The 18,045-nt window shown below is 66.7% G+C and carries 18 protein-coding genes; 16 read left to right on the top strand and 2 right to left on the bottom strand.

Features of this window, described 5'->3' with window-relative positions; all coding sequences use genetic code 11:
- Window positions 1–495, top strand: a complete 495-nt coding sequence (locus tag RNZ50_23240; GenBank protein MDT8857889.1) for a c-type cytochrome — start codon at window positions 1–3, stop codon at window positions 493–495.
- A gap of 145 nt (window positions 496–640) precedes the next feature.
- Entirely contained in the window at window positions 641–1,099 is a 459-nt protein-coding gene (locus RNZ50_23235) for a TspO/MBR family protein (GenBank protein ID MDT8857888.1), read from the top strand.
- A 45-nt stretch (window positions 1,100–1,144) separates the two neighbouring features.
- Here the strand turns inward: RNZ50_23235 and RNZ50_23230 are convergent, their stop codons facing one another.
- The gene (locus RNZ50_23230) at window positions 1,145–1,909 is read right to left on the bottom strand and encodes a carotenoid 1,2-hydratase (protein ID MDT8857887.1); all 765 of its coding nucleotides are present in this window, start codon (window positions 1,907–1,909) and stop codon (window positions 1,145–1,147) included.
- Window positions 1,910–1,971: 62 nt separating this feature from the next.
- Window positions 1,972–3,570 (bottom strand): phytoene desaturase family protein, encoded by a 1,599-nt coding sequence (gene crtI / locus RNZ50_23225; GenBank protein ID MDT8857886.1) that lies wholly within the window; start codon window positions 3,568–3,570, stop codon window positions 1,972–1,974.
- Between the two features lie 98 nt (window positions 3,571–3,668).
- On the opposite strand from crtI, the gene RNZ50_23220 reads away from it, so the two are divergent.
- From RNZ50_23220 to RNZ50_23155, 14 genes are all read left to right on the top strand, one after another.
- Window positions 3,669–4,547 (top strand): polyprenyl synthetase family protein, encoded by an 879-nt coding sequence (locus RNZ50_23220; protein MDT8857885.1) that lies wholly within the window; start codon window positions 3,669–3,671, stop codon window positions 4,545–4,547.
- A gap of 43 nt (window positions 4,548–4,590) precedes the next feature.
- Window positions 4,591–5,697 carry a methyltransferase gene (locus RNZ50_23215; GenBank protein ID MDT8857884.1) on the top strand — a complete coding sequence of 369 codons (1,107 nt, stop codon included), beginning with the start codon at window positions 4,591–4,593 and terminating at the stop codon, window positions 5,695–5,697.
- A 131-nt stretch (window positions 5,698–5,828) separates the two neighbouring features.
- A complete protein-coding gene (bchC, locus tag RNZ50_23210) occupies window positions 5,829–6,785 on the top strand; it encodes a chlorophyll synthesis pathway protein BchC (GenBank protein ID MDT8857883.1) in 957 nt (318 codons plus the stop codon).
- The gene (locus RNZ50_23205) at window positions 6,782–7,786 is read left to right on the top strand and encodes a chlorophyllide a reductase iron protein subunit X (GenBank protein MDT8857882.1); all 1,005 of its coding nucleotides are present in this window, start codon (window positions 6,782–6,784) and stop codon (window positions 7,784–7,786) included. Before bchC ends, RNZ50_23205 begins: the two co-directional genes overlap by 4 nt.
- 159 nt (window positions 7,787–7,945) lie before the next feature.
- Window positions 7,946–9,439, top strand: coding sequence for a chlorophyllide a reductase subunit Y (bchY, locus tag RNZ50_23200; GenBank protein MDT8857881.1), 1,494 nt, complete (start codon window positions 7,946–7,948; stop codon window positions 9,437–9,439).
- The gene (gene bchZ / locus RNZ50_23195) at window positions 9,439–10,920 is read left to right on the top strand and encodes a chlorophyllide a reductase subunit Z (protein MDT8857880.1); all 1,482 of its coding nucleotides are present in this window, start codon (window positions 9,439–9,441) and stop codon (window positions 10,918–10,920) included. Before bchY ends, bchZ begins: the two co-directional genes overlap by 1 nt.
- A complete protein-coding gene (pufQ, locus tag RNZ50_23190; protein ID MDT8857879.1) occupies window positions 10,917–11,138 on the top strand; it encodes a cytochrome PufQ in 222 nt (73 codons plus the stop codon). The genes bchZ and pufQ overlap by 4 nt, the downstream gene beginning before the upstream one ends.
- Before the next feature lie 122 nt (window positions 11,139–11,260).
- Window positions 11,261–11,410 (top strand): light-harvesting antenna LH1, beta subunit, encoded by a 150-nt coding sequence (pufB, locus tag RNZ50_23185; protein ID MDT8857878.1) that lies wholly within the window; start codon window positions 11,261–11,263, stop codon window positions 11,408–11,410.
- Between the two features lie 13 nt (window positions 11,411–11,423).
- Window positions 11,424–11,600: a light-harvesting antenna LH1, alpha subunit gene (gene pufA / locus RNZ50_23180; GenBank protein MDT8857877.1), complete on the top strand. Its 177-nt coding sequence runs from the start codon at window positions 11,424–11,426 to the stop codon at window positions 11,598–11,600.
- A 121-nt stretch (window positions 11,601–11,721) separates the two neighbouring features.
- Window positions 11,722–12,570 (top strand): photosynthetic reaction center subunit L, encoded by an 849-nt coding sequence (gene pufL / locus RNZ50_23175; GenBank protein ID MDT8857876.1) that lies wholly within the window; start codon window positions 11,722–11,724, stop codon window positions 12,568–12,570.
- Window positions 12,563–13,486, top strand: a complete 924-nt coding sequence (gene pufM, locus RNZ50_23170) for a photosynthetic reaction center subunit M (GenBank protein MDT8857875.1) — start codon at window positions 12,563–12,565, stop codon at window positions 13,484–13,486. Before pufL ends, pufM begins: the two co-directional genes overlap by 8 nt.
- 12 nt (window positions 13,487–13,498) lie before the next feature.
- Window positions 13,499–13,711: an RC-LH1 core complex protein PufX gene (gene pufX / locus RNZ50_23165; protein MDT8857874.1), complete on the top strand. Its 213-nt coding sequence runs from the start codon at window positions 13,499–13,501 to the stop codon at window positions 13,709–13,711.
- Between the two features lie 177 nt (window positions 13,712–13,888).
- Entirely contained in the window at window positions 13,889–15,811 is a 1,923-nt protein-coding gene (gene dxs, locus RNZ50_23160; protein MDT8857873.1) for a 1-deoxy-D-xylulose-5-phosphate synthase, read from the top strand.
- A 248-nt stretch (window positions 15,812–16,059) separates the two neighbouring features.
- Complete coding sequence (locus tag RNZ50_23155; GenBank protein MDT8857872.1) at window positions 16,060–18,042, top strand: cation-translocating P-type ATPase; 1,983 nt, start codon at window positions 16,060–16,062, stop codon at window positions 18,040–18,042.
- Window positions 18,043–18,045: the final 3 nt, after the last annotated feature.

Genomic DNA, 18,045 nt, shown 5'->3' with positions numbered 1-18,045 from the left:
ATGAAGACATCTTGTTTCACCATCGCCGCCCTCGCGGCATTCGCCTTCGCCAGCCCCGTGCTGGCCGAGGGTGACATCGCCAAAGGCGAAAAGGCGTTCAACCAGTGCCAGACCTGCCACGTCGTGGTCGATCCCGAAGGCAACGTGCTGGCAGGCCGCAAGGCCATCACCGGGCCGAACCTCTATGGCGTGTTCGGCCGCGCGGCAGGCTCCTACCCCGGCTTCAAATACGGCAAGGACATGATCGCCGCGGGCGAAAAGGGCCTTGTCTGGGATGAGGAGCATTTCGCAACCTACGTCCGCGACCCCAGCGCCTTCCTGAAGGATTACCTCGACGACAAGAAAGCCAAGGGGATCATGGCGTTCAAACTGAAGAAGACCGACGATCCGGCCGACCTTTACGCCTATATCGCGTCGCTTTCCCCGGCGGCCCCGGCGGCGGATGCGGCTGCTCCCGCAGCCGATGCGGCACCGGCACCGGCCGTCACGAACTGAGCAACGGCCGAGACATGCGTTCCGGGGTGTCCTGCGCAGGCAGGGCACCCCGTTTCATTTGGTCACGCCCCCGGCGGGCGAATCGGGGCTTACCTGGTGCCCGTGATCGGCTAGTGTTCATTCTGCATCTGCAAAGGAAGCTGTGATGGACTGGGGCTTGTTTCTGACTTTTTTGGCCGCCTGCATGGCGGCGGCAACCACCGGCGCGATGATCAAGCCGGGCGCATGGTATGACAGCCTGCGCAAACCGGCATGGACTCCACCGAACTGGGTGTTTCCGGTCACCTGGTTCGTGCTTTACATTGCCATGTCCTGGTCGGCGGCCCGCATCGCGGTGCTGCCGGATTCGGGGCAGGCACTGGCCTTCTGGGGGTTGCAGATCGCGCTGAACACGCTGTGGACGCCGATCTTCTTCGGGCAGCAGAAACTGCGCGCCGGCATGGTGATCATCACCTGCCTGTGGCTTTCGGTGGCGGCGACCACGGTCGCCTTCCTGCAACTCGACGTGTGGGCGGGTCTGGCGTTCGTGCCCTACCTGATCTGGACCAGCATCGCCTCGGCGCTGAACTTCCGGGTCTGGCGGATGAACCCGCAAGAGGCCTGACACGACAACCCCGACCCCGGCGTTCATGCCGGGGTCGGGGTCGATTCAGTCCTGAAACGACCAGGTGGGGCGGCGCGGCACGCGCACGGCCAGCATCGCCTTCAACGCCGGAATGCGGAAGCGATGCAGATCGAGCGCCTCATGCACTCCGACCGAAAGCTCGCCACCGATGCGGGTTTCCACCATCGAGCGGCTGTAGAACGGCGCTTCCAGCATCGGCATCACCTGCCGCGGCTTGTGCCCGGCGTCGGCCCGCGTCTCGCGCCGCAGCGCCCACAAGGTGCGCGGCAACCGGGTCAGCGGCGGAGGCGTGATCACCTTTGATTCACCCGAGGCCGCAAAGGTCATGCCCAGCGACAGGTGGCTGCCATCGCGCCGGGTCGCGTCGTAGAAACAGGCGGCGCCATCCGCCAGGGGAAAGCGGCCCCACGTCCAGTAGTCGAAATCCGTCTCAAGCGCGCGGGTGCCGAAGTTGGCGTCGAAATAGCCGTGCCCCTCCCAGCGTTGCCCCTGCGTCAGATCGACCTCGACCCGCGCGGTGGGTGCGAAGGGCCGCCACAGATGCGCGCCATCGGGCGTCAGCAGCACCTCGACATCGCTCAGCCCGCTGGGCGTCACGGTGATGCGGCCGCGCACCCGTTCGATCATCGGCAGTGCGCCGATCTCGTCGATGTCGATGACCAGTTGTCGCCCGTTCCAGTGCATCCGGCTGGGGCCGACCGTCAGGGTATCGTCGGTCTGGCGCAGGGCGCCGCGGCCCCGGTCGGTCATGGTGAAGCGGCCGCCGGGGCCATAGGTCGCCACGTTCATGCAGCAATGGTTCTGCGGCTCGCGCCGGCCCGACCAGTAATACCAGGGCGAAAAGACCGAGCCTATGAATCCGATGACCGAGACGGCGCGGCTGCCGTCGTCGGAGACGCCGTCGATATACCACCAGGCATAGCCGTCCGGCCCGACCTCGACCGAGAAGCAAGGTCGGTCAATATCGCCTCGGCCGCGTGCCGACCGGACAGGGCTGCCATCGGCACCCCCGCCCCCGGATGCGCCCCGCCCCCTGCCAGATACAGCCCCGGCAGCGCCGTCCGCGCCCCCGGCCGCTGGAATGCCGCCATCAGCCCTTCCGGGCTGCGACCGTAAAGCGCCCCCTGCGACCCCGGGAACATCCGCGCGAACCCCGAGGGCGCCATCAGCGCTGATACCCCCGGAGTCGGATCGAAGGTCAGCCCGAAGCGGGCCAGCCGCTGGAAGGTCACGTCCCGGCATCTTGTATCCTCTTGCGGCTGGGATTGCAGCGTCGCAGTCGAAGGAGCGTTCAGGATGATCTCGAACCGTTCGGGTCCGGTCGGCATCGTGGCGCCCCTGCGGTCCTGCGCGCAGATGTAAAGCGTCGGGTCTTCCGGCATCAGCCCCTGCGACAGGGGGCCGAACTCGGCCCGGGGGTCGGACGCGAAGAACACGTTGTGATGCACCATATCCGGCCCCGAGGGGCGGGCGGCAAAGCTCCAGACCCAGGCCGACAGGCTGCGCGGCGTTGTGGCCGAACGACGCAGTGCCGTGCGGGGCGCACTGCCCAGCAGGCCGGTTGTCAGGGCAGCAGGGTCGCCGTTGAACACCACATGGTCGGCCGGAAGGCTGGCGCCGTCGGCCAGAACCACCTCCGACACCCTGCCCCATTGCGGCACGATCCGTTCGACGGCGACACCGTAGCGCAGCCGGGCCCCCCCGGCCTCTGCCAGCCCCGCCAGCACCTGCGCCAGCCGGTGCATCCCGCCCTCGACCGCCCAGACCCCCGCCGCCTCGGCCTGCCAGACCAGACCCAGCACGGCGGGCGATCGGTAGGGCGACCCGCCGACATAGGTCGCATAACGCCCGAAAAGCTGTCGCAGACGCGGGTCGGTGAACGCCATGGCAAGCGAGCGTGCCAGCGTCATGCCGGGCAGAAGCGACGGCCAAAGCGCGGGATCGCGCAGCGCAGCCCAGGCGATTGCCCCCGGCATCGGCCGCGACGCGCGCATCATCGGGGCGTCGAACGCCTTGTAAACATTGGTTGTTCTGTGATGGAACCGGCGGAACTCCGTCTCGGCCACCGGCCCGGCGAAGGCGGCGACAGCCTGCGCGCTGGCCTCGGGGTCGGCGTGCAGGTCCAGCGTGCTGCCGTCGGGCCACCAGTGGCGCGCGAGGATCGTTTGCGGCACCAGCGTCAGGTGATCTTCCAGCCGCGCCCCCGCCGCCGCAAAGACATCCTCGAACACGCCGCGCAGGGTCAGGACGGTCGGCCCGGCATCCACCGGCCCGGCGGCGCTGCCAACCACCCGCATCTTGCCGCCCGGCGTGGGCCGCGCCTCGACCAGCGTCACGTCCAGACCGGCGTGCGCAAGCCTGACGGCGGCACACAAGCCGCCGACTCCTGCGCCGATCACGACGACACGATCACCTGTCTTGCCCTGGCTCCGGGCGTGCACCGCTTCCATAGCTCAGGATTGTTGACTCGGCGGCGGGAACTGTCCAGTATGATTTACAGTTTGGTGTAAGGAATTATTTACACCGCTCCGGATCACAGGGGGATGGCATGTCACTGGACACGCGGATCGAGGCGGCAATCGCCGCAGCCGTGGCAGCGGGGGGTGGGGCGGATGCGCCGCCAAGGCTGGCCTCGGCACTGCCCTATGCGGTGACCCCCGGCGGGGCGCGCATCCGGCCGACGATCCTTCTCAGCGTTGCCATCGCCTGCGGCGACGACCGCCCGGCGCTGTCGAATGCCGCTGCCGCCGCGCTGGAGCTGATCCATTGCGCCAGCCTCGTGCATGATGATCTGCCGTCGTTCGACAATGCCGACGTCCGGCGCGGCAAGCCGACGCTGCACCGCGCCTACTCCGAACCGCTGGCGGTGCTGGCGGGCGACAGCCTGATCGTGATGGCCTTCGACGTGCTGGCCGCCGCCGCCGGTGATTCGCCCGACCGTGCGCTGGGGCTGATTCGTACCCTTGCCTGCCGGACAGGGATGCCGCACGGCATCTGCGCCGGGCAGGGCTGGGAAAGCGAGGCCAAGGTCGACCTTTCCGCCTATCACCGTGCCAAGACCGGGGCGCTGTTCATTGCGGCCACCCAGATGGGCGCGCTGGCCGCGGGCAAGGACCCCGAGCCCTGGACCGAGCTTGGCGCCCGGATCGGTGAGGCGTTCCAGGTCGCAGACGACCTGCGCGACGCGCTCTACGATTCCGAAACGCTGGGCAAGCCCGCCGGACAGGACGCGGTGCATGGGCGCCCCTCGGCGGTGGCCGAACTGGGGGTGCAAGGCGCGATCCGCCGTCTGCGCGACATTCTGGGGGGCGCGATCTCGTCGATCCCGTCCTGCAAGGGCGAGGCGATGCTGGCCGACATGGTCCGCCGCTATGCCGAACGCATGACCCCGGTGGCCCCTGCAGCTGCTGCGGCCGCCCGGGCCTGAGGTGTCTGTCCTGACGGAAGCTGGTCGGCCGGGCCGCGCCCGGATGCATGGCCTGTTGAACCGCATGGTCGGATCGCGCCGCTTTCAGGCGGCGGCTGCCCGCGTGCCGTTCCTGCGCCGGATCGTGCGCAGCGAAGGCATGGCGCTGTTCGACGCAATCTCGGGCTTCGTGCAGTCGCAGGCGCTGCTGGCGCTGGTGGAACTGCGCATCCTGCATCTGGTGGCGGAGGGGCCGCGTCACGCCCGCGCGCTTGCCGACCAGTGCGGCATTGCAGAACCGCGGATGCAGGTCTTGCTCCAGGCCGGTGCCGCGCTGCGGCTGCTCCGTCGCAACCGTGACGGCAGCTTCGGGCTGGCCCGCCGCGGCGCGGCCTTCCTTGCCGTGCCGGGGCTGGAGCCGATGGTGCGCCACCATTCCGTGCTTTACCGCGACCTGGCCGACCCTGTTGCCTTTCTGCGCGGCGAAACCACGCCGGGACTTGCAGGCTTCTGGCCCTACGTCCACGGCGCGGGCGGGGCCGCGGACCCGTCCGTGGTGGCGGTCTATTCCGAACTGATGGCCGACAGTCAGGGGCTGGTTGCCGAAGACACGCTGCGCCTTGTCGATTTTTCCGGCATCAGACGGCTGATGGATATCGGCGGCGGCACCGGAGCCTTCATCGCAGCCATCGGTCGCGCGCATCCGGGGCTGGAGCTTGCGCTTTTCGACCTTCCGGTGGTGGCGGCGGGTGCCCGCGCGCGACTGGCCGAGGCTGGTCTGGGTGACCGAGTCACCATCCATTCCGGCAGTTTCCGCGACGACGCTTTGCCGCACGGCGCCGATGCGATCAGTCTGATCCGCGTGCTTTTCGACCATGCGGATGCCACGGTGACGGCATTGCTGGCCCGCGTTTTCGACGCCCTGCCGCCGGGCGGACGGCTGATCATTTCGGAACCGATGTCGGGCGGCGAAAAGCCCGATCGCGCGACCGATGTCTATTTTGCCTTTTATACCATGGCGATGCAGACCGGGCGCACCCGCTCGGCCGCCGAGATATCGGCCCTGCTGCGCGCGGCGGGGTTCGAGCGGGTCACCGCGCACCCCGGGCCGCGCCCTTATGTGACAAGCGCCGTCACGGCCCGGAAACCCGGCGCTGCGCCTGCGGCGTAAGACAGCGGCTGTCGCAAAAGTGTCTATTTTGATTGACAGTTCGACTTGTAAGGCTAAAGTTACACCAACACCCAAGGCAGCGACTGAGTCCGAAACGGGCGAGTCACCAAGGGCAGGGAACGGAGCATCTAGTGGAAACCAACGCCGTCATCCTTTCGGGTCCGAAACAGCTGGGGATAGAGTCCCTTTCGCTGATCGCGCCCGGTGCGGGCGACCTGGTGGTGGAGATTTCGCATTCCGGCATTTCCACAGGCACTGAAAAGCTTTTCTGGTCCGGCACGATGCCGCCCTTCCCCGGCATGGGCTATCCGCTGGTTCCGGGTTACGAGGCTGCGGGCGAAGTGGTGGAAGCAGGGGCCGACAGCGGCTTCAAGGTCGGCGAGCGGGTGTTCGTTCCAGGCGCCAACTGCTTTCTGCCGCGCGATGGCGAACCGGTGCGCGGTCTGTTCGGTGGTGCCTCGCACCATCTGGTGACGGCCGCCACACGCGTGACGCGAATCGATCCGGGCTGGGGGGCCGAAGGTGCCCTGCTGGCATTGGCCGCCACTGCGCGCCATGCTCTGGCGGGCTTCAACTACGCTCTTCCCGACCTGATCGTCGGCCATGGCGTTCTGGGTCGTCTGCTCGCCCGGTTGACCGTTGCGGCCGGCGCCGCGGCGCCCACGGTGTGGGAGGTCAACCCCGCCCGCGCGCAGGGAGCCATCGGCTACGAGGTCACCACGCCCGAGGCCGATCCGCGCCGCGATTACCGGTCGATCTACGACGCGTCGGGCGATGCAAAGTTGCTTGATACCCTGATCGGGCGCATCGCCAAGGGTGGCGAAGTCGTGCTGGCCGGGTTCTACACCGTGCCGATACAGTTCACCTTTGCCCCGGCCTTCATGCGCGAGGCGCGGCTGCGCATTGCCGCCGAATGGGACCCCGAGGATATGGAGGCGACCCGGTCGCTGATCGAAAGCGGCGCCTTGTCGATGGAGGGTCTGGTGACCCATCGCCGCCCCGCCAGCGCCGCGAAGGAAGCCTACGAAACCGCATTCACCGACCCGGACTGTCTCAAAATGATCCTCTCTTGGAAGGCCCAGGCATGACCCTCGATATCCCGAACCTGAAAGATTTCGATCAGCGCCTTCGCGACGAGGCTCATGAAGAGCCGACGCTTGAGATTCCGCAGGGCGAGCCGACCAAGAAAACCCAGATCATCGCGATCTATGGCAAGGGCGGCATCGGCAAGTCGTTCACGCTGGCCAACCTCAGCCACATGATGGCCGAAATGGGCAAGCGCGTGCTGCTGATCGGCTGCGACCCGAAATCCGACACCACCAGCCTGCTGTTCGGCGGCAAGGCCTGCCCGACCATCATCGAAACCTCGACCAAGAAGAAACTGGCCGGGGAAGAGGTGAAGATCGGCGATGTGTGCTTCAAGCGCGGCGGCGTCTTCGCGATGGAGCTTGGCGGGCCGGAGGTCGGTCGCGGCTGCGGCGGGCGCGGCATCATCCACGGTTTCGAGCTGCTGGAAAAGCTGGGCTTCCATGACTGGGATTTCGACTATGTGCTGCTCGACTTCCTGGGCGACGTGGTCTGCGGCGGCTTCGGCCTGCCGATCGCCCGCGACATGGCGCAGAAGGTGATCCTCGTCGGGTCGAACGACCTCCAGTCGCTCTATGTCGCCAACAACGTCTGCTCAGCGGTCGAATACTTCCGCAAGCTGGGCGGCAACGTCGGCATCGCGGGCCTGGTGATCAACAAGGATGACGGCACCGGCGAGGCTGCGGCCTTTGCCAAGGCGGTGAACATCCCGGTGCTGGCCGCCATTCCGCAGGACGATGATCTGCGCAAGAAATCGGCGAATTACCAGATCGTCGGCACCTCGGAAAGCCAGTGGGGCTCGCTGTTCGCCGCCCTTGCCGACGCGGTCGCCATCGCGCCGCCGGTCCGGCCCGCGCCGCTGACGCAGGATGGCCTGCTGAACCTGTTCTCGGCCGAAACCACCGGCAAGGATTTCGTGCTGACCCCCGCCTCGGACGCCGACATGCGCGGCAAGAACGCTGTCCTGAAGAAATCGCTTGAAGTGGTGTATGATAATGCTTGACCTCGACGCTCTCGCAGCCTTCGACCGGGCTCTGGCCCAGATTTCCGCCAAGCCGACCCGTTCCGCCCCGGTGGGTGCGAAATGACCAGCGAAGTCGGCTATGACAATGCCCAAGCCACGCCCCTGTCGGACGTGGGCCCCGCCGAGCCGGAGGCTGCCATGACTGCCGCCCCGGTTGACGGGATGGGCTGTCATGCCGGTGCCGCCACGATGGAGGCGGCCGCCCGTGCGGCCGGAAACTCCGAATTGCTCGACCAGTATGCGGCCGACTATCCGCAGGGCCCGCACGACAAGCCGCAATCGATGTGCCCGGCCTTCGGGTCGCTGCGCGTCGGCCTGCGGATGCGCCGGGTCGCCACCGTGCTGTCTGGATCGGCCTGCTGCGTCTATGGCCTGACCTTCGTGAGCCACTTCTACGGCGCGCGCCGGTCGGTGGGCTACGTGCCCTTCAACTCGGAATCGCTGGTGACCGGCAAGCTGTTCGAGGATATCCGCGATGCGGTCCACGAACTCGCCGACCCCGACCGCTATGACGCCATCGTGGTGACCAACCTTTGCGTGCCAACTGCCTCGGGCGTTCCGCTGAAGCTGTTGCCTAATGAAATCAACGGTGTTCGGGTTGTCGGCATTGACGTGCCGGGCTTCGGCATCCCGACCCATGCCGAGGCCAAGGACGTGCTTGCCGGGGCGATGCTGAAATATGCCCGCGCCGAGATCGAGGCCGGACCGGTTGCTGCCCCCGTCTCGGGCCGCTCCGACCGCCCGACCGTGACCCTGCTGGGCGAGATGTTCCCCGCCGACCCGATGATGATCGGCGCGATGCTGGCCCCGATGGGCCTCGCCTGTGGCCCCGTGGTGCCCTGCCGCGAATGGCGCGAGCTTTATGCCGCGCTCGACAGCGACGTGATCGCCGCGATCCACCCGTTCTACACCGCTGCAGTGCGCGAATTCGTGACTGCCGGGCGCAAGGTCGTGGGTTCTGCCCCGGTCGGACATGACGGCACCGCCGCTTGGCTGGCCGCCATCGGCGAGGCCTACAACGTGCCCGCCGCCCAGATTGCCGCCGCGCAGAACGCCTTCCTGCCCGCGATCAAGGGCGCGCTGGCCGCCCACCCGATCAAGGGCCGGATCACGCTGTCGGGTTACGAGGGCTCGGAACTGCTGGTCGCGCGCCTGCTGATCGAAAGCGGCGCCGATGTGCCCTATGTCGGCACAGCCTGCGCGAAAACGCCGTGGTCCGAAGCTGACCGCGAGTGGCTGGAAGCCAAGGGCGTGGCCGTCAAATACCGCGCCAGCCTGGAAGACGATCTGGCCGCGATGGAATGTTTCCAGCCCGACCTGGCAATCGGCACCACGCCGGTCGTCCAGAAAGCCAAACAGGCCGGAATGCCGGCGCTCTATTTCACCAACCTGATTTCCGCCCGCCCGCTGATGGGCCCGGCGGGGGCTGGCAGCCTGGGTCAGGTCGTCAACGCCGCCATCGCGGGCAAGTCCCGGATGGATGGCATGAAAGTCTTCTTCGAAGGTGTCGGCACCGGCGATACCTCCGGCATCTGGGAAGGTGCGCCGAACCTGCGCCCCGATTTCCGCGCCGCACACCAGAAGAAGCTCGACAAGGCCGCGAAAGCCGCCAAGGCCGAGGAGTTCATCTGATGCTGGTTCAGGATCATGACCGGGCGGGTGGCTACTGGGGCGCTGTCTATGCGTTCTGCGCCGTCAAGGGCCTGCAAGTGGTGATCGACGGTCCGGTGGGCTGCGAAAACCTGCCGGTGACCTCGGTGCTGCACTACACCGACGCCCTGCCGCCGCACGAGTTGCCCATCGTGGTGACCGGGCTCGGCGAGGAAGAACTGGGCCGCGACGGCACCGAGGGTGCGATGCGCCGTGCCTGGCGCACGCTCGACCCGGCGCTTCCTGCTGTGGTGGTGACCGGCTCGATTGCCGAGATGATCGGCGGCGGCGTGACGCCAATGGGCACCAACATCCAGCGTTTCCTGCCGCGCACCATTGACGAGGATCAGTGGCAAACCGCCGACCGCGCGATGACCTGGATCTTCAGCGAGTTCGGCATGACCAAGGGCCGGATGCCGCCGGAAACCCGGCGCGACGCCGGGCAGAAACCGAGGGTCAACATCCTCGGGCCGATGTATGGCGTGTTCAACATGGCCTCCGACCTGCACGAGATCCGCCGTCTGGTCGAAGGAATCGGGGCCGACATCAACATGGTGATGCCGCTGGGCGCGCACCTGGCCGAAATGCGGCATCTGGTGAACGCCGACGTCAACATCGTGATGTATCGCGAGTTCGGGCGCGGGTTGGCCGAGGTGCTGGGCAAACCCTACCTGCAGGCCCCGATCGGGCTCGACAGCACGACGAAATTCCTGCGCAAGCTGGGCGAACTGCTCGGGCTCGACCCCGAACCGTTCATCGAGCAGGAAAAGCATTCGACACTGAAGCCGGTCTGGGATCTGTGGCGTTCGGTCACACAGGACTTCTTTGCCACCGCCTCCTTCGCCATCGTGGCGAACGAGACATATGCGCGCGGCATCCGGAACTATCTGGAAGGTGACCTGGGCCTGCCCTGCGCCTTCGCCGTGGCCCGGATTCCGGGAAAAAAGACCAATAATGAGGCTGTTCGCGGTCTTTTGCGCCAGCACCGCCCATTGGTGGTGATGGGTTCGATCAACGAAAAGATGTATCTTGCCGAAATGGGCACAGGCGGGCATGGCCCGCAACCCAGCTTTATCGCTGCAAGTTTCCCGGGCGCGGCCATCCGCCGCGCTACAGGAACCCCCACAATAGGATATGCAGGTTGCACCTGGTTGCTTCAAGAGGTGTGCAACAGTTTGTTTGATGCCCTGTTCCATATTCTGCCGCTCGGCAGCGACATGGACAGCGCCGCCGCTACCCCTGCCACGCTGCGCCGCGACTTCCCGTGGGATGCCGATGCTCAGGCTGCCCTCGACCGCATCGTGGAAGAACATCCGATCCTGACGCGCATCAGCGCGGCAAGAACTCTGCGCGACGCCGCCGAAAAGGCAGCCCTCGATTCCGGGGCCGAGCGGGTGGTTCGCGAAACGGTCGAGGCACTGAGGGGCCCCGGCTATACCTTCACCAAGGGAGAGAATGAATGACCGATTATGGCATCGACGAACCCAAGTGCCGCGCCCATCGCGCCGGCCGGGTCGAGTATTCGATCTACTTCGCCCTGATCTTCATGATCACCCTTCCCTTCGCCCTGCTCGCGGTGCCCGTCACCTTTGCGCTGCATGGGCGTCTGCCCGAACAAAGTCCGCTGGCCCGCGCCCGTTCCGAGGCGCATGCGGCCGCGACGATGATTTTCCGCGCCTGACCACAGGCTGCGGTTCACCCATTCGCCCCTTGGTTGGGGGCGGATTTTCGGAAGGGCATTCCGCCCGACCGTCAACCTGGCCGTGGGTTACGCGGCTTCAGTCTGACCATCCGGAGGATAGTATGGCTGACAAATCTGACCTGAGCTTCACAGGTCTCACGGACCAGCAGGCGCAGGAACTGCATTCCGTCTATATGAGCGGGCTTTGGCTGTTCTCTGCCGTTGCCGTCGTCGCCCACCTGGCGGTTTACATCTGGCGTCCGTGGCTCTGAGGGGGATCAAGAAATGTCCAATTTCTACAAAATCTGGCTGATCTTCGATCCGCGCCGCGTGTTCGTGGCCCAGGGGGTCTTCCTGTTCCTGCTGGCGGCGATGATTCACCTCGTCCTGCTCAGCACGCCCAGCTTCAACTGGCTGGAAATCAGCGCCGCGAAATACAACCGCGTCGCTCCGGCCGAATAACTGGACCTGCACCTGTTGCGGGCGGCCAAGTGTCGCCCGCGACAATTCATAACCGATCAATGAGACGGCCCCGCCGCGCCTGATGCGCGTGCAAGGGTCGCCTGCAAGCGGAGAGGGAAGCATGGCACTGCTCAGCTTCGAACGAAAATACCGCGTGCCGGGCGGCACGCTGGTCGGCGGGAACCTGTTCGACTTCTGGGTCGGCCCTTTCTACGTCGGCTTTTTTGGCGTCACGACAATCTTTTTTGCAGCGCTCGGCGTATTGCTGATCCTGTGGAGCGCGGCGCTTCAGGGCACCTGGAACCCGTGGCTTATCTCGGTAAATCCGCCCGCAATCGAACTCGGCCTTGCCGCGGCACCGCTGCGCGAGGGCGGACTTTGGCAAATCATCACGATCTGCGCCACCGCCGCTTTTGTCAGCTGGGCGCTGCGCGAGGTTGAAATCTGCCGCAAGCTGGGGATCGGCATTCACGTGCCCGTCGCCTTCGGATTCGCAATTCTGGCCTATGTGACCCTCGTGGTCATCCGCCCGGTGCTGATGGGTGCCTGGGGCCACGGTTTCCCATACGGCATCTGGACCCACCTCGATTGGGTTTCGAACACCGGCTACACCTACGGGAACTTCCACTACAACCCGGCGCACATGATCGCGATCAGCTTCTTCTTCACGAACGCTCTCGCGCTCTCGCTGCACGGTGCTCTGGTCCTTTCGGCTGCAAACCCTGAAAAGGGCAAGGAAATGCGGACCGCGGACCATGAAGATACCTTCTTCCGCGATCTGATCGGCTATTCGATCGGGACGCTGGGGATCCACCGCCTTGGCCTTCTGCTGGCGCTGAACGCAGCGTTCTGGAGCGCAGTCTGCATCGTGATCTCGGGCACCGTCTGGTTCGACACCTGGGAAAGCTGGTGGGACTGGTGGCTTCAGTTGCCTCTCTGGTCGGGCATTGAAGGAGGCATAAATGGCTGAGTATCAGAACATCTTTACCCAGTTTCAGGTAAGCGGCACCCCCGACATGGGTATGACCGAGAACGTGGAACTGGCAAACCGGACCAAGGGCGCGACCTCGTGGCCTATCCTGGGCTGGTTCGGCAACGCGCAACTGGGCCCGATCTACCTGGGCACCCTGGGCGTGATCTCTCTGGCGACCGGTGCGATCTGGTTCATGATCATCGGCGCGCATTACTGGGGACAGGCGGGCTACAACCCGGCCGTCTTCATCCGCGACCTCTTCTGGTTCTCGCTTGAACCGCCAGCCCCCGAGTACGGGCTGTCCTTCCCGCCGCTGAAAGAAGGCGGCACCTTCCTGATCGCGGGCTTCTTCTTCCTGATATCGCTCAGCACCTGGTGGCTGCGGACTTACCTGCGGGCGGCTGCGCTCGGCATGGGCAAGCACACGGCCTGGGCCTTCCTGTCGGCCATCTGGCTGACGCTCGTGCTGGGTCTGATCCGGCCGGTGATGATGGGTTCCTGGTCCGAGGCGGTGCCTTACGGCATCTTCACGCACCTCGACTGGACCAACCTGTTCTCGCTGACCTACGGCAACCTGTTCTACAACCCGTTCCACGCGCTTTCGATCGCCTTCCTCTACGGTTCGGCTCTCCTCTTCGCGATGCACGGTGCGACCATCCTTTCCGTCAGCCGTTTCGGCGGCGAGCGGGAACTGGAACAGATCGTCGACCGCGGCACGGCCGCCGAACGCGCGGCGCTGTTCTGGCGCTGGACCATGGGCTTCAACGCCACGTTCGAGGGCATTCACCGCTGGGCCTGGTGGTTTGCGGTTCTGGTGCCGCTGACCGGTGGTATCGGCATCCTGCTGACCGGGACCGTGGTGGACAACTGGTATGTCTGGGCACAGGACCACGGCTACGCGCCGCTGAACTGAGGAGACTGGATTATGGCTGAGAAGTACGAATTCGTTCACGGCAAGTCGACCACGATCCGCGGTTTTGTTCTTGGCAACATGCTCAAGGGCGCGGGCTGGGCAGCACTTCTGGTGTTCGGCTGGCTGGCCTTCATCTACCTGCTGATCGTGATGTCCTGGCTGCTGCCGACCGACCCCAACGCAGCGCAGGAAGCCGGGCAGTCCCTGCTCACCGCGTTCGTCTGACAGAATTGACCGGGGCGGCGGGTATCCTGCCGCCCCGGCTTCACGAAGTTCGGGCCAACTTCGCCGGCCCGGGCCCTGGGCGATAACCACAGCCCGGTTCCCTTCCTGTTGGCGACAGGAACCTGGTGCCGTGCGGGCAACACTCCACGGCACCCTTTTTTCTCAAGGGAGGTCCGCATGACCGCTTCGCCCCTTCTTGACCGGATCGCCGGTCCCGCCGATCTCAAGTCTCTCAGTGATGCCGATCTGGCCCGACTCGCGGCCGAACTGCGCGCCGAAGTGATTTCGGTCGTGTCGAAGACCGGCGGCCATCTGGGGTCCTCGCTGGGTGTGGTCGAGCTGACGGTGGCGATCCATGCCGTGTTCAACACCCCTGCCGACAAGCTGATCTGGGATGTCGGCCACCAATGCTATCCCCACAAGATCCTGACCGGGCGGCGCGAGCGGATGCAGACGCTGCGGCAAGGCGGCGGGATTTCAGGTTTCACCAAGCGAAGCGAAAGCGACCATGATCCGTTCGGGGCCGCGCACTCCTCGACGTCGATCTCCGCCGCGCTGGGCTTTGCCGTCGGCCGGGAACTGGGCCAGCCCACCGGCGAAGCCATCGCCGTGATCGGTGACGGCTCGATCACCGCAGGCATGGCCTACGAGGCGATGAACCACGCGGGCCACATCGGCAAGCGGATGTTCGTCATCCTGAACGACAACGACATGTCGATAGCCCCGCCGGTGGGCGCGATGTCGCAGTATCTGCTTCGGCTCCAGGCGGGCGGGCCGCTGGCCGCGCTGCGCGATGTGGCGGCCGGGCTCGAATCGGCACTTCCCGGCCCGCTGCGCGACGGGGCGCGCCGGGCGCGGCAACTGGTGACCGGCATGCCCGGCGGCGGCACGCTGTTCGAGGAGCTTGGCTTCACCTACATCGGCCCGGTTGACGGGCACAACATGGGGCAGCTTCTGGCCACCCTGCGCGCCGCGCGGGCACGGGCCACCGGGCCGGTGCTGATCCATGCGCTGACCGTCAAGGGCAAGGGCTATGCCCCGGCCGAACGGGCGCCCGACAAATATCATGGCGTGGGCACCTTTGACGTGGCTTCCGGCACGCAGGCCAAGGCGAAATCCAATGCGCCAAGCTACACTGGCGTCTTCGGTACGGCGCTGACCGAGGAGGCCGCCCGCGACCCTCGAATCGTCGCCGTTACTGCCGCCATGCCATCGGGCACCGGGCTTGACATCATGGCCCGCCGCTTTCCCGCACGCGTGTTCGATGTCGGCATCGCGGAACAGCACGGCGTGACCTTCGCCGCCGGCATGGCCGCGTCGGGTCTGCGGCCGTTCTGCGCGATCTATTCGACCTTCCTGCAGCGCGGCTATGACCAGATCGTGCACGACGTGGCCCTGCAGGGCCTGCCGGTTCGCTTTGCGATCGACCGGGCCGGCCTTGTGGGTCAGGACGGCGCGACCCATGCAGGCGCGTTCGATGTGGCCTTCCTCGCCAACCTGCCCGGCTTCACCGTCATGGCCGCCGCCGACGAGGCCGAACTGGTGCACATGGTCGCCACCGCCGCCGGGCATGACGAAGGCCCGATCGCCTTCCGCTATCCGCGTGGCGAGGGCGTCGGGCTGGAGCTTCCGCCCCATGGCGTGCCGCTGCAGATCGGCCGCGGTCGCGTGCTGCAGGAAGGTGCGGATATCGCCATCCTGTCCTTCGGCGCGCATCTGTCCGAATGCCGTATCGCCGTGGCCCTGCTGGAGGCCGAGGGGCTTTCGGTCACCCTGGTCGATGCGCGCTTCGCCAAGCCGCTCGATACCGACCTGATCGACCAGCTGGCGCGCCACCATGCCGCCGTGCTGACCGTGGAACAGGGGGCGGCGGGTGGTTTCGGGGCGCAGGTGCTGCAATATCTGGCGAATGCGGGCGGGCTTGACCGAGGGGTTGCCCTGCGCACCCTGACCCTGCCCGACCGTTTCATCGAACAGGCCAGCCCCGCCGCGATGTATGAAGACGCAGGGCTGACGGCGCGGGACATCGCGCAGACGGCAAGCGCCATGTGGAAGTCGCGCGCGCCGGGGCCTGCGGCCGCGCGCCTGTCGCTGCGCTGACGGGGCACCCTGCTGCGCCGCCCCGTCCGGTGCGCCCCGGCAGGCAGGATCGTCGCGGCCCGGGCCATCGGTCGGCCGCAGCGACTTATGCTGTGACCCCGGCGCAGCGTGATTAGCTTCGCCGCTCTGGATTCGTGTGCGATAACCGCCACAGATCGCCGGAAATGCCGATCGTTCAGGCTCTTGTCAGGCAGGGCTGCGACGCCCCTGACCGACCGATACCCAGAGCCTCGAAGGGCCCAAGGCAAATGACCGCCAAGACGGAAGACAATTCAGACCTGATCCTGACGGGAATAACGCTGTTGGGGATGCTGCTCGCCGCGACTGGCCACTGGCTTTTCCCCGCCATCGGGCTGGATCGCCCGGTCTCGGTTCCGATCGCTTTCCCTCTCACGCTGCCGTTCGGCATTTCGCCTGACGCCGCGCTGCGGGTTGCGCTCGATCTTCCCGGGCCGGTCGGGCTGGGGCTGGTCTATCTGGCGGGCGGAGTGCCGACCGGGTTTCGCGCCCTTCGGGCGCTGTGGCGCGACCGGGTGCTTGACATCGACCTGCTGATGATCATTGCGGCGCTGGCTGCGGCGGCGGTCGGCGCGGCACAGGAGGGCGCGGTTCTGCTGACGCTGTTCAGCCTGTCGACCACGCTGGAACATCGCGCCATGGGCCGGGCGCGGCGCGCGGTCGAGGCGTTGATGGCGCTGCGGCCCGACACGGCGCTGCGTCGTGGTGCCGATGGCGTCGTGACCGAGGTCTCGGTGGCCGACCTGCTGCCCGGCGATGTGGTCGTGCTGCGGCCCGGCGCGCGGGTGCCGGTGGACGGGGTGATCGCCTCGGGCGCGGGTTCGGTGGACGAATCGACCATCACCGGCGAGTCGATGCCGGTGCACAAGGCGGTCGGCGCGCAGGTCTTCGAGGCAACCGTGAACCTGAACGGCGTTCTCGATGTCACCGTGGCGCGCAGCCTGGCCGAAAGCACCGTGGCCCGGATGATCGCGCTGGTCACGGAAGCACAAGCCGCCAAGGCCCCGTCAGAGCGGTTCAGCGCCTGGTTCGGGCAGCGTTACACTGTGGCGGTTCTGTTCGGCTCGGTGCTGGCTTTCGCGGTGTTCTACGGGCTGGGCCGAAGCTGGGACGAGGCGATGTATCGCGCGGCCACACTTCTGGTCGCGGCAAGCCCCTGTGCCATCGTGATTTCCGTGCCGGCAGCGATTCTGTCGGCGCTGTCGGCGGCGGCGCGCGGCGGTGTGCTGTTCAAGGGCGGCGCTGCCCTGGAAACGCTGGCCGCCGTGCGGGTCTTCGCCTTCGACAAGACCGGCACGCTGACCACCGGCCGCGCCGAGGTAACAGAGATTCTGGCTGCCGAGGGCGCCGAGGCCGCCTTTCTGCAAGCCATCGCCGGAATCGAGGCGCATTCCGAACACCCCATCGCCGACGCCATCCGCCGGGCCGCCGCCGAGCGCGGCATCGAACCGGCCGTGGTCACCGACGTGCAGGCCGTGGTCGGAGAGGGTGTGGTGGGCCGCGATGCCGAAGGGCCGCTCTGGGCCGGGAATGACCGGATGCTGGGGCGGATGAAGGCGGTGGCGGATACGCCTGCGCTGGCCGCCCTGGCCGACGGGTCGCACACCGTGGTCTATCTGGGCCGCGGGTCGCGCGTTCTGGGGGCGGTGACGGTCGCGGACCTGCCGCGCGAAACCTCGGCTGCGGGCATCGCCGCCCTGCGGGCGGCGGGCGTGCGGCAGATCGTGATGATGACCGGCGACCGCCGCGCCGTGGCGCTGCGGATCGGGGCCGACCTTGGGCTGACCCCGGAGGAGATAAACGCCGACCTGCTGCCGGAAGACAAGGTGCGGCTGGTGGCCGAGCTTGCGGCCAAGGGCAAGGTCGCCTTCGTCGGCGATGGCGTGAACGACGCGGCGGCGCTGGCGCGGGCGGATGTCGGCATCGCGATGGGGGCTGCGGGGTCGGAGGTGGCGCTTCAGGCCGCCGATGTCGCCCTGCTGTCCGATGATATGGGTCGGCTGGCCGCTGCCCATCGGCTGTTGCGCCGCGCCGCGCGGATCATCCGGCAGAACCTGGTCTTTGCCATCGGGGCAATGCTGATTCTGGTGACGGGCGGGCTGTTCTTCGACCTGCCGTTGCCGCTGGCCGTTGTGGGCCACGAGGGCGGCACGGTTCTGGTGGTGCTGAACGGGTTGCGGCTGCTGGCCGACCCGATCCGCCGCAAGGGCTGACCG

It is taken from the genome of Paracoccaceae bacterium Fryx2, assembly GCA_032334235.1.
GTDB lineage: Bacteria > Pseudomonadota > Alphaproteobacteria > Rhodobacterales > Rhodobacteraceae > JAVSGI01.
This window is presented reverse-complemented; position numbering and strand designations above follow the sequence as displayed.

Excerpts from the sequence above, each read along its gene's own strand:
- pufA (MDT8857877.1), top strand. The coding sequence starts at position 11,424 with ATGTCCAATTTCTACAAAATCTGGCTGATCTTCGATCCGCGCCGCGTG.
- dxs (MDT8857873.1), top strand. The coding sequence starts at position 13,889 with ATGACCGCTTCGCCCCTTCTTGACCGGATCGCCGGTCCCGCCGATCTC.
- crtI (MDT8857886.1), bottom strand. The coding sequence starts at position 3,570 with ATGGAAGCGGTGCACGCCCGGAGCCAGGGCAAGACAGGTGATCGTGTC.
- pufX (MDT8857874.1), top strand. The coding sequence starts at position 13,499 with ATGGCTGAGAAGTACGAATTCGTTCACGGCAAGTCGACCACGATCCGC.
- RNZ50_23235 (MDT8857888.1), top strand. The coding sequence starts at position 641 with ATGGACTGGGGCTTGTTTCTGACTTTTTTGGCCGCCTGCATGGCGGCG.
- pufM (MDT8857875.1), top strand. The coding sequence starts at position 12,563 with ATGGCTGAGTATCAGAACATCTTTACCCAGTTTCAGGTAAGCGGCACC.
- pufL (MDT8857876.1), top strand. The coding sequence starts at position 11,722 with ATGGCACTGCTCAGCTTCGAACGAAAATACCGCGTGCCGGGCGGCACG.
- RNZ50_23230 (MDT8857887.1), bottom strand. The coding sequence starts at position 1,909 with ATGAACGTGGCGACCTATGGCCCCGGCGGCCGCTTCACCATGACCGAC.
- bchZ (MDT8857880.1), top strand. The coding sequence starts at position 9,439 with ATGCTGGTTCAGGATCATGACCGGGCGGGTGGCTACTGGGGCGCTGTC.
- bchY (MDT8857881.1), top strand. The coding sequence starts at position 7,946 with ATGACTGCCGCCCCGGTTGACGGGATGGGCTGTCATGCCGGTGCCGCC.
- pufQ (MDT8857879.1), top strand. The coding sequence starts at position 10,917 with ATGACCGATTATGGCATCGACGAACCCAAGTGCCGCGCCCATCGCGCC.
- RNZ50_23215 (MDT8857884.1), top strand. The coding sequence starts at position 4,591 with ATGCATGGCCTGTTGAACCGCATGGTCGGATCGCGCCGCTTTCAGGCG.
- RNZ50_23205 (MDT8857882.1), top strand. The coding sequence starts at position 6,782 with ATGACCCTCGATATCCCGAACCTGAAAGATTTCGATCAGCGCCTTCGC.
- pufB (MDT8857878.1), top strand. The coding sequence starts at position 11,261 with ATGGCTGACAAATCTGACCTGAGCTTCACAGGTCTCACGGACCAGCAG.
- RNZ50_23220 (MDT8857885.1), top strand. The coding sequence starts at position 3,669 with ATGTCACTGGACACGCGGATCGAGGCGGCAATCGCCGCAGCCGTGGCA.
- RNZ50_23155 (MDT8857872.1), top strand. The coding sequence starts at position 16,060 with ATGACCGCCAAGACGGAAGACAATTCAGACCTGATCCTGACGGGAATA.
- RNZ50_23240 (MDT8857889.1), top strand. The coding sequence starts at position 1 with ATGAAGACATCTTGTTTCACCATCGCCGCCCTCGCGGCATTCGCCTTC.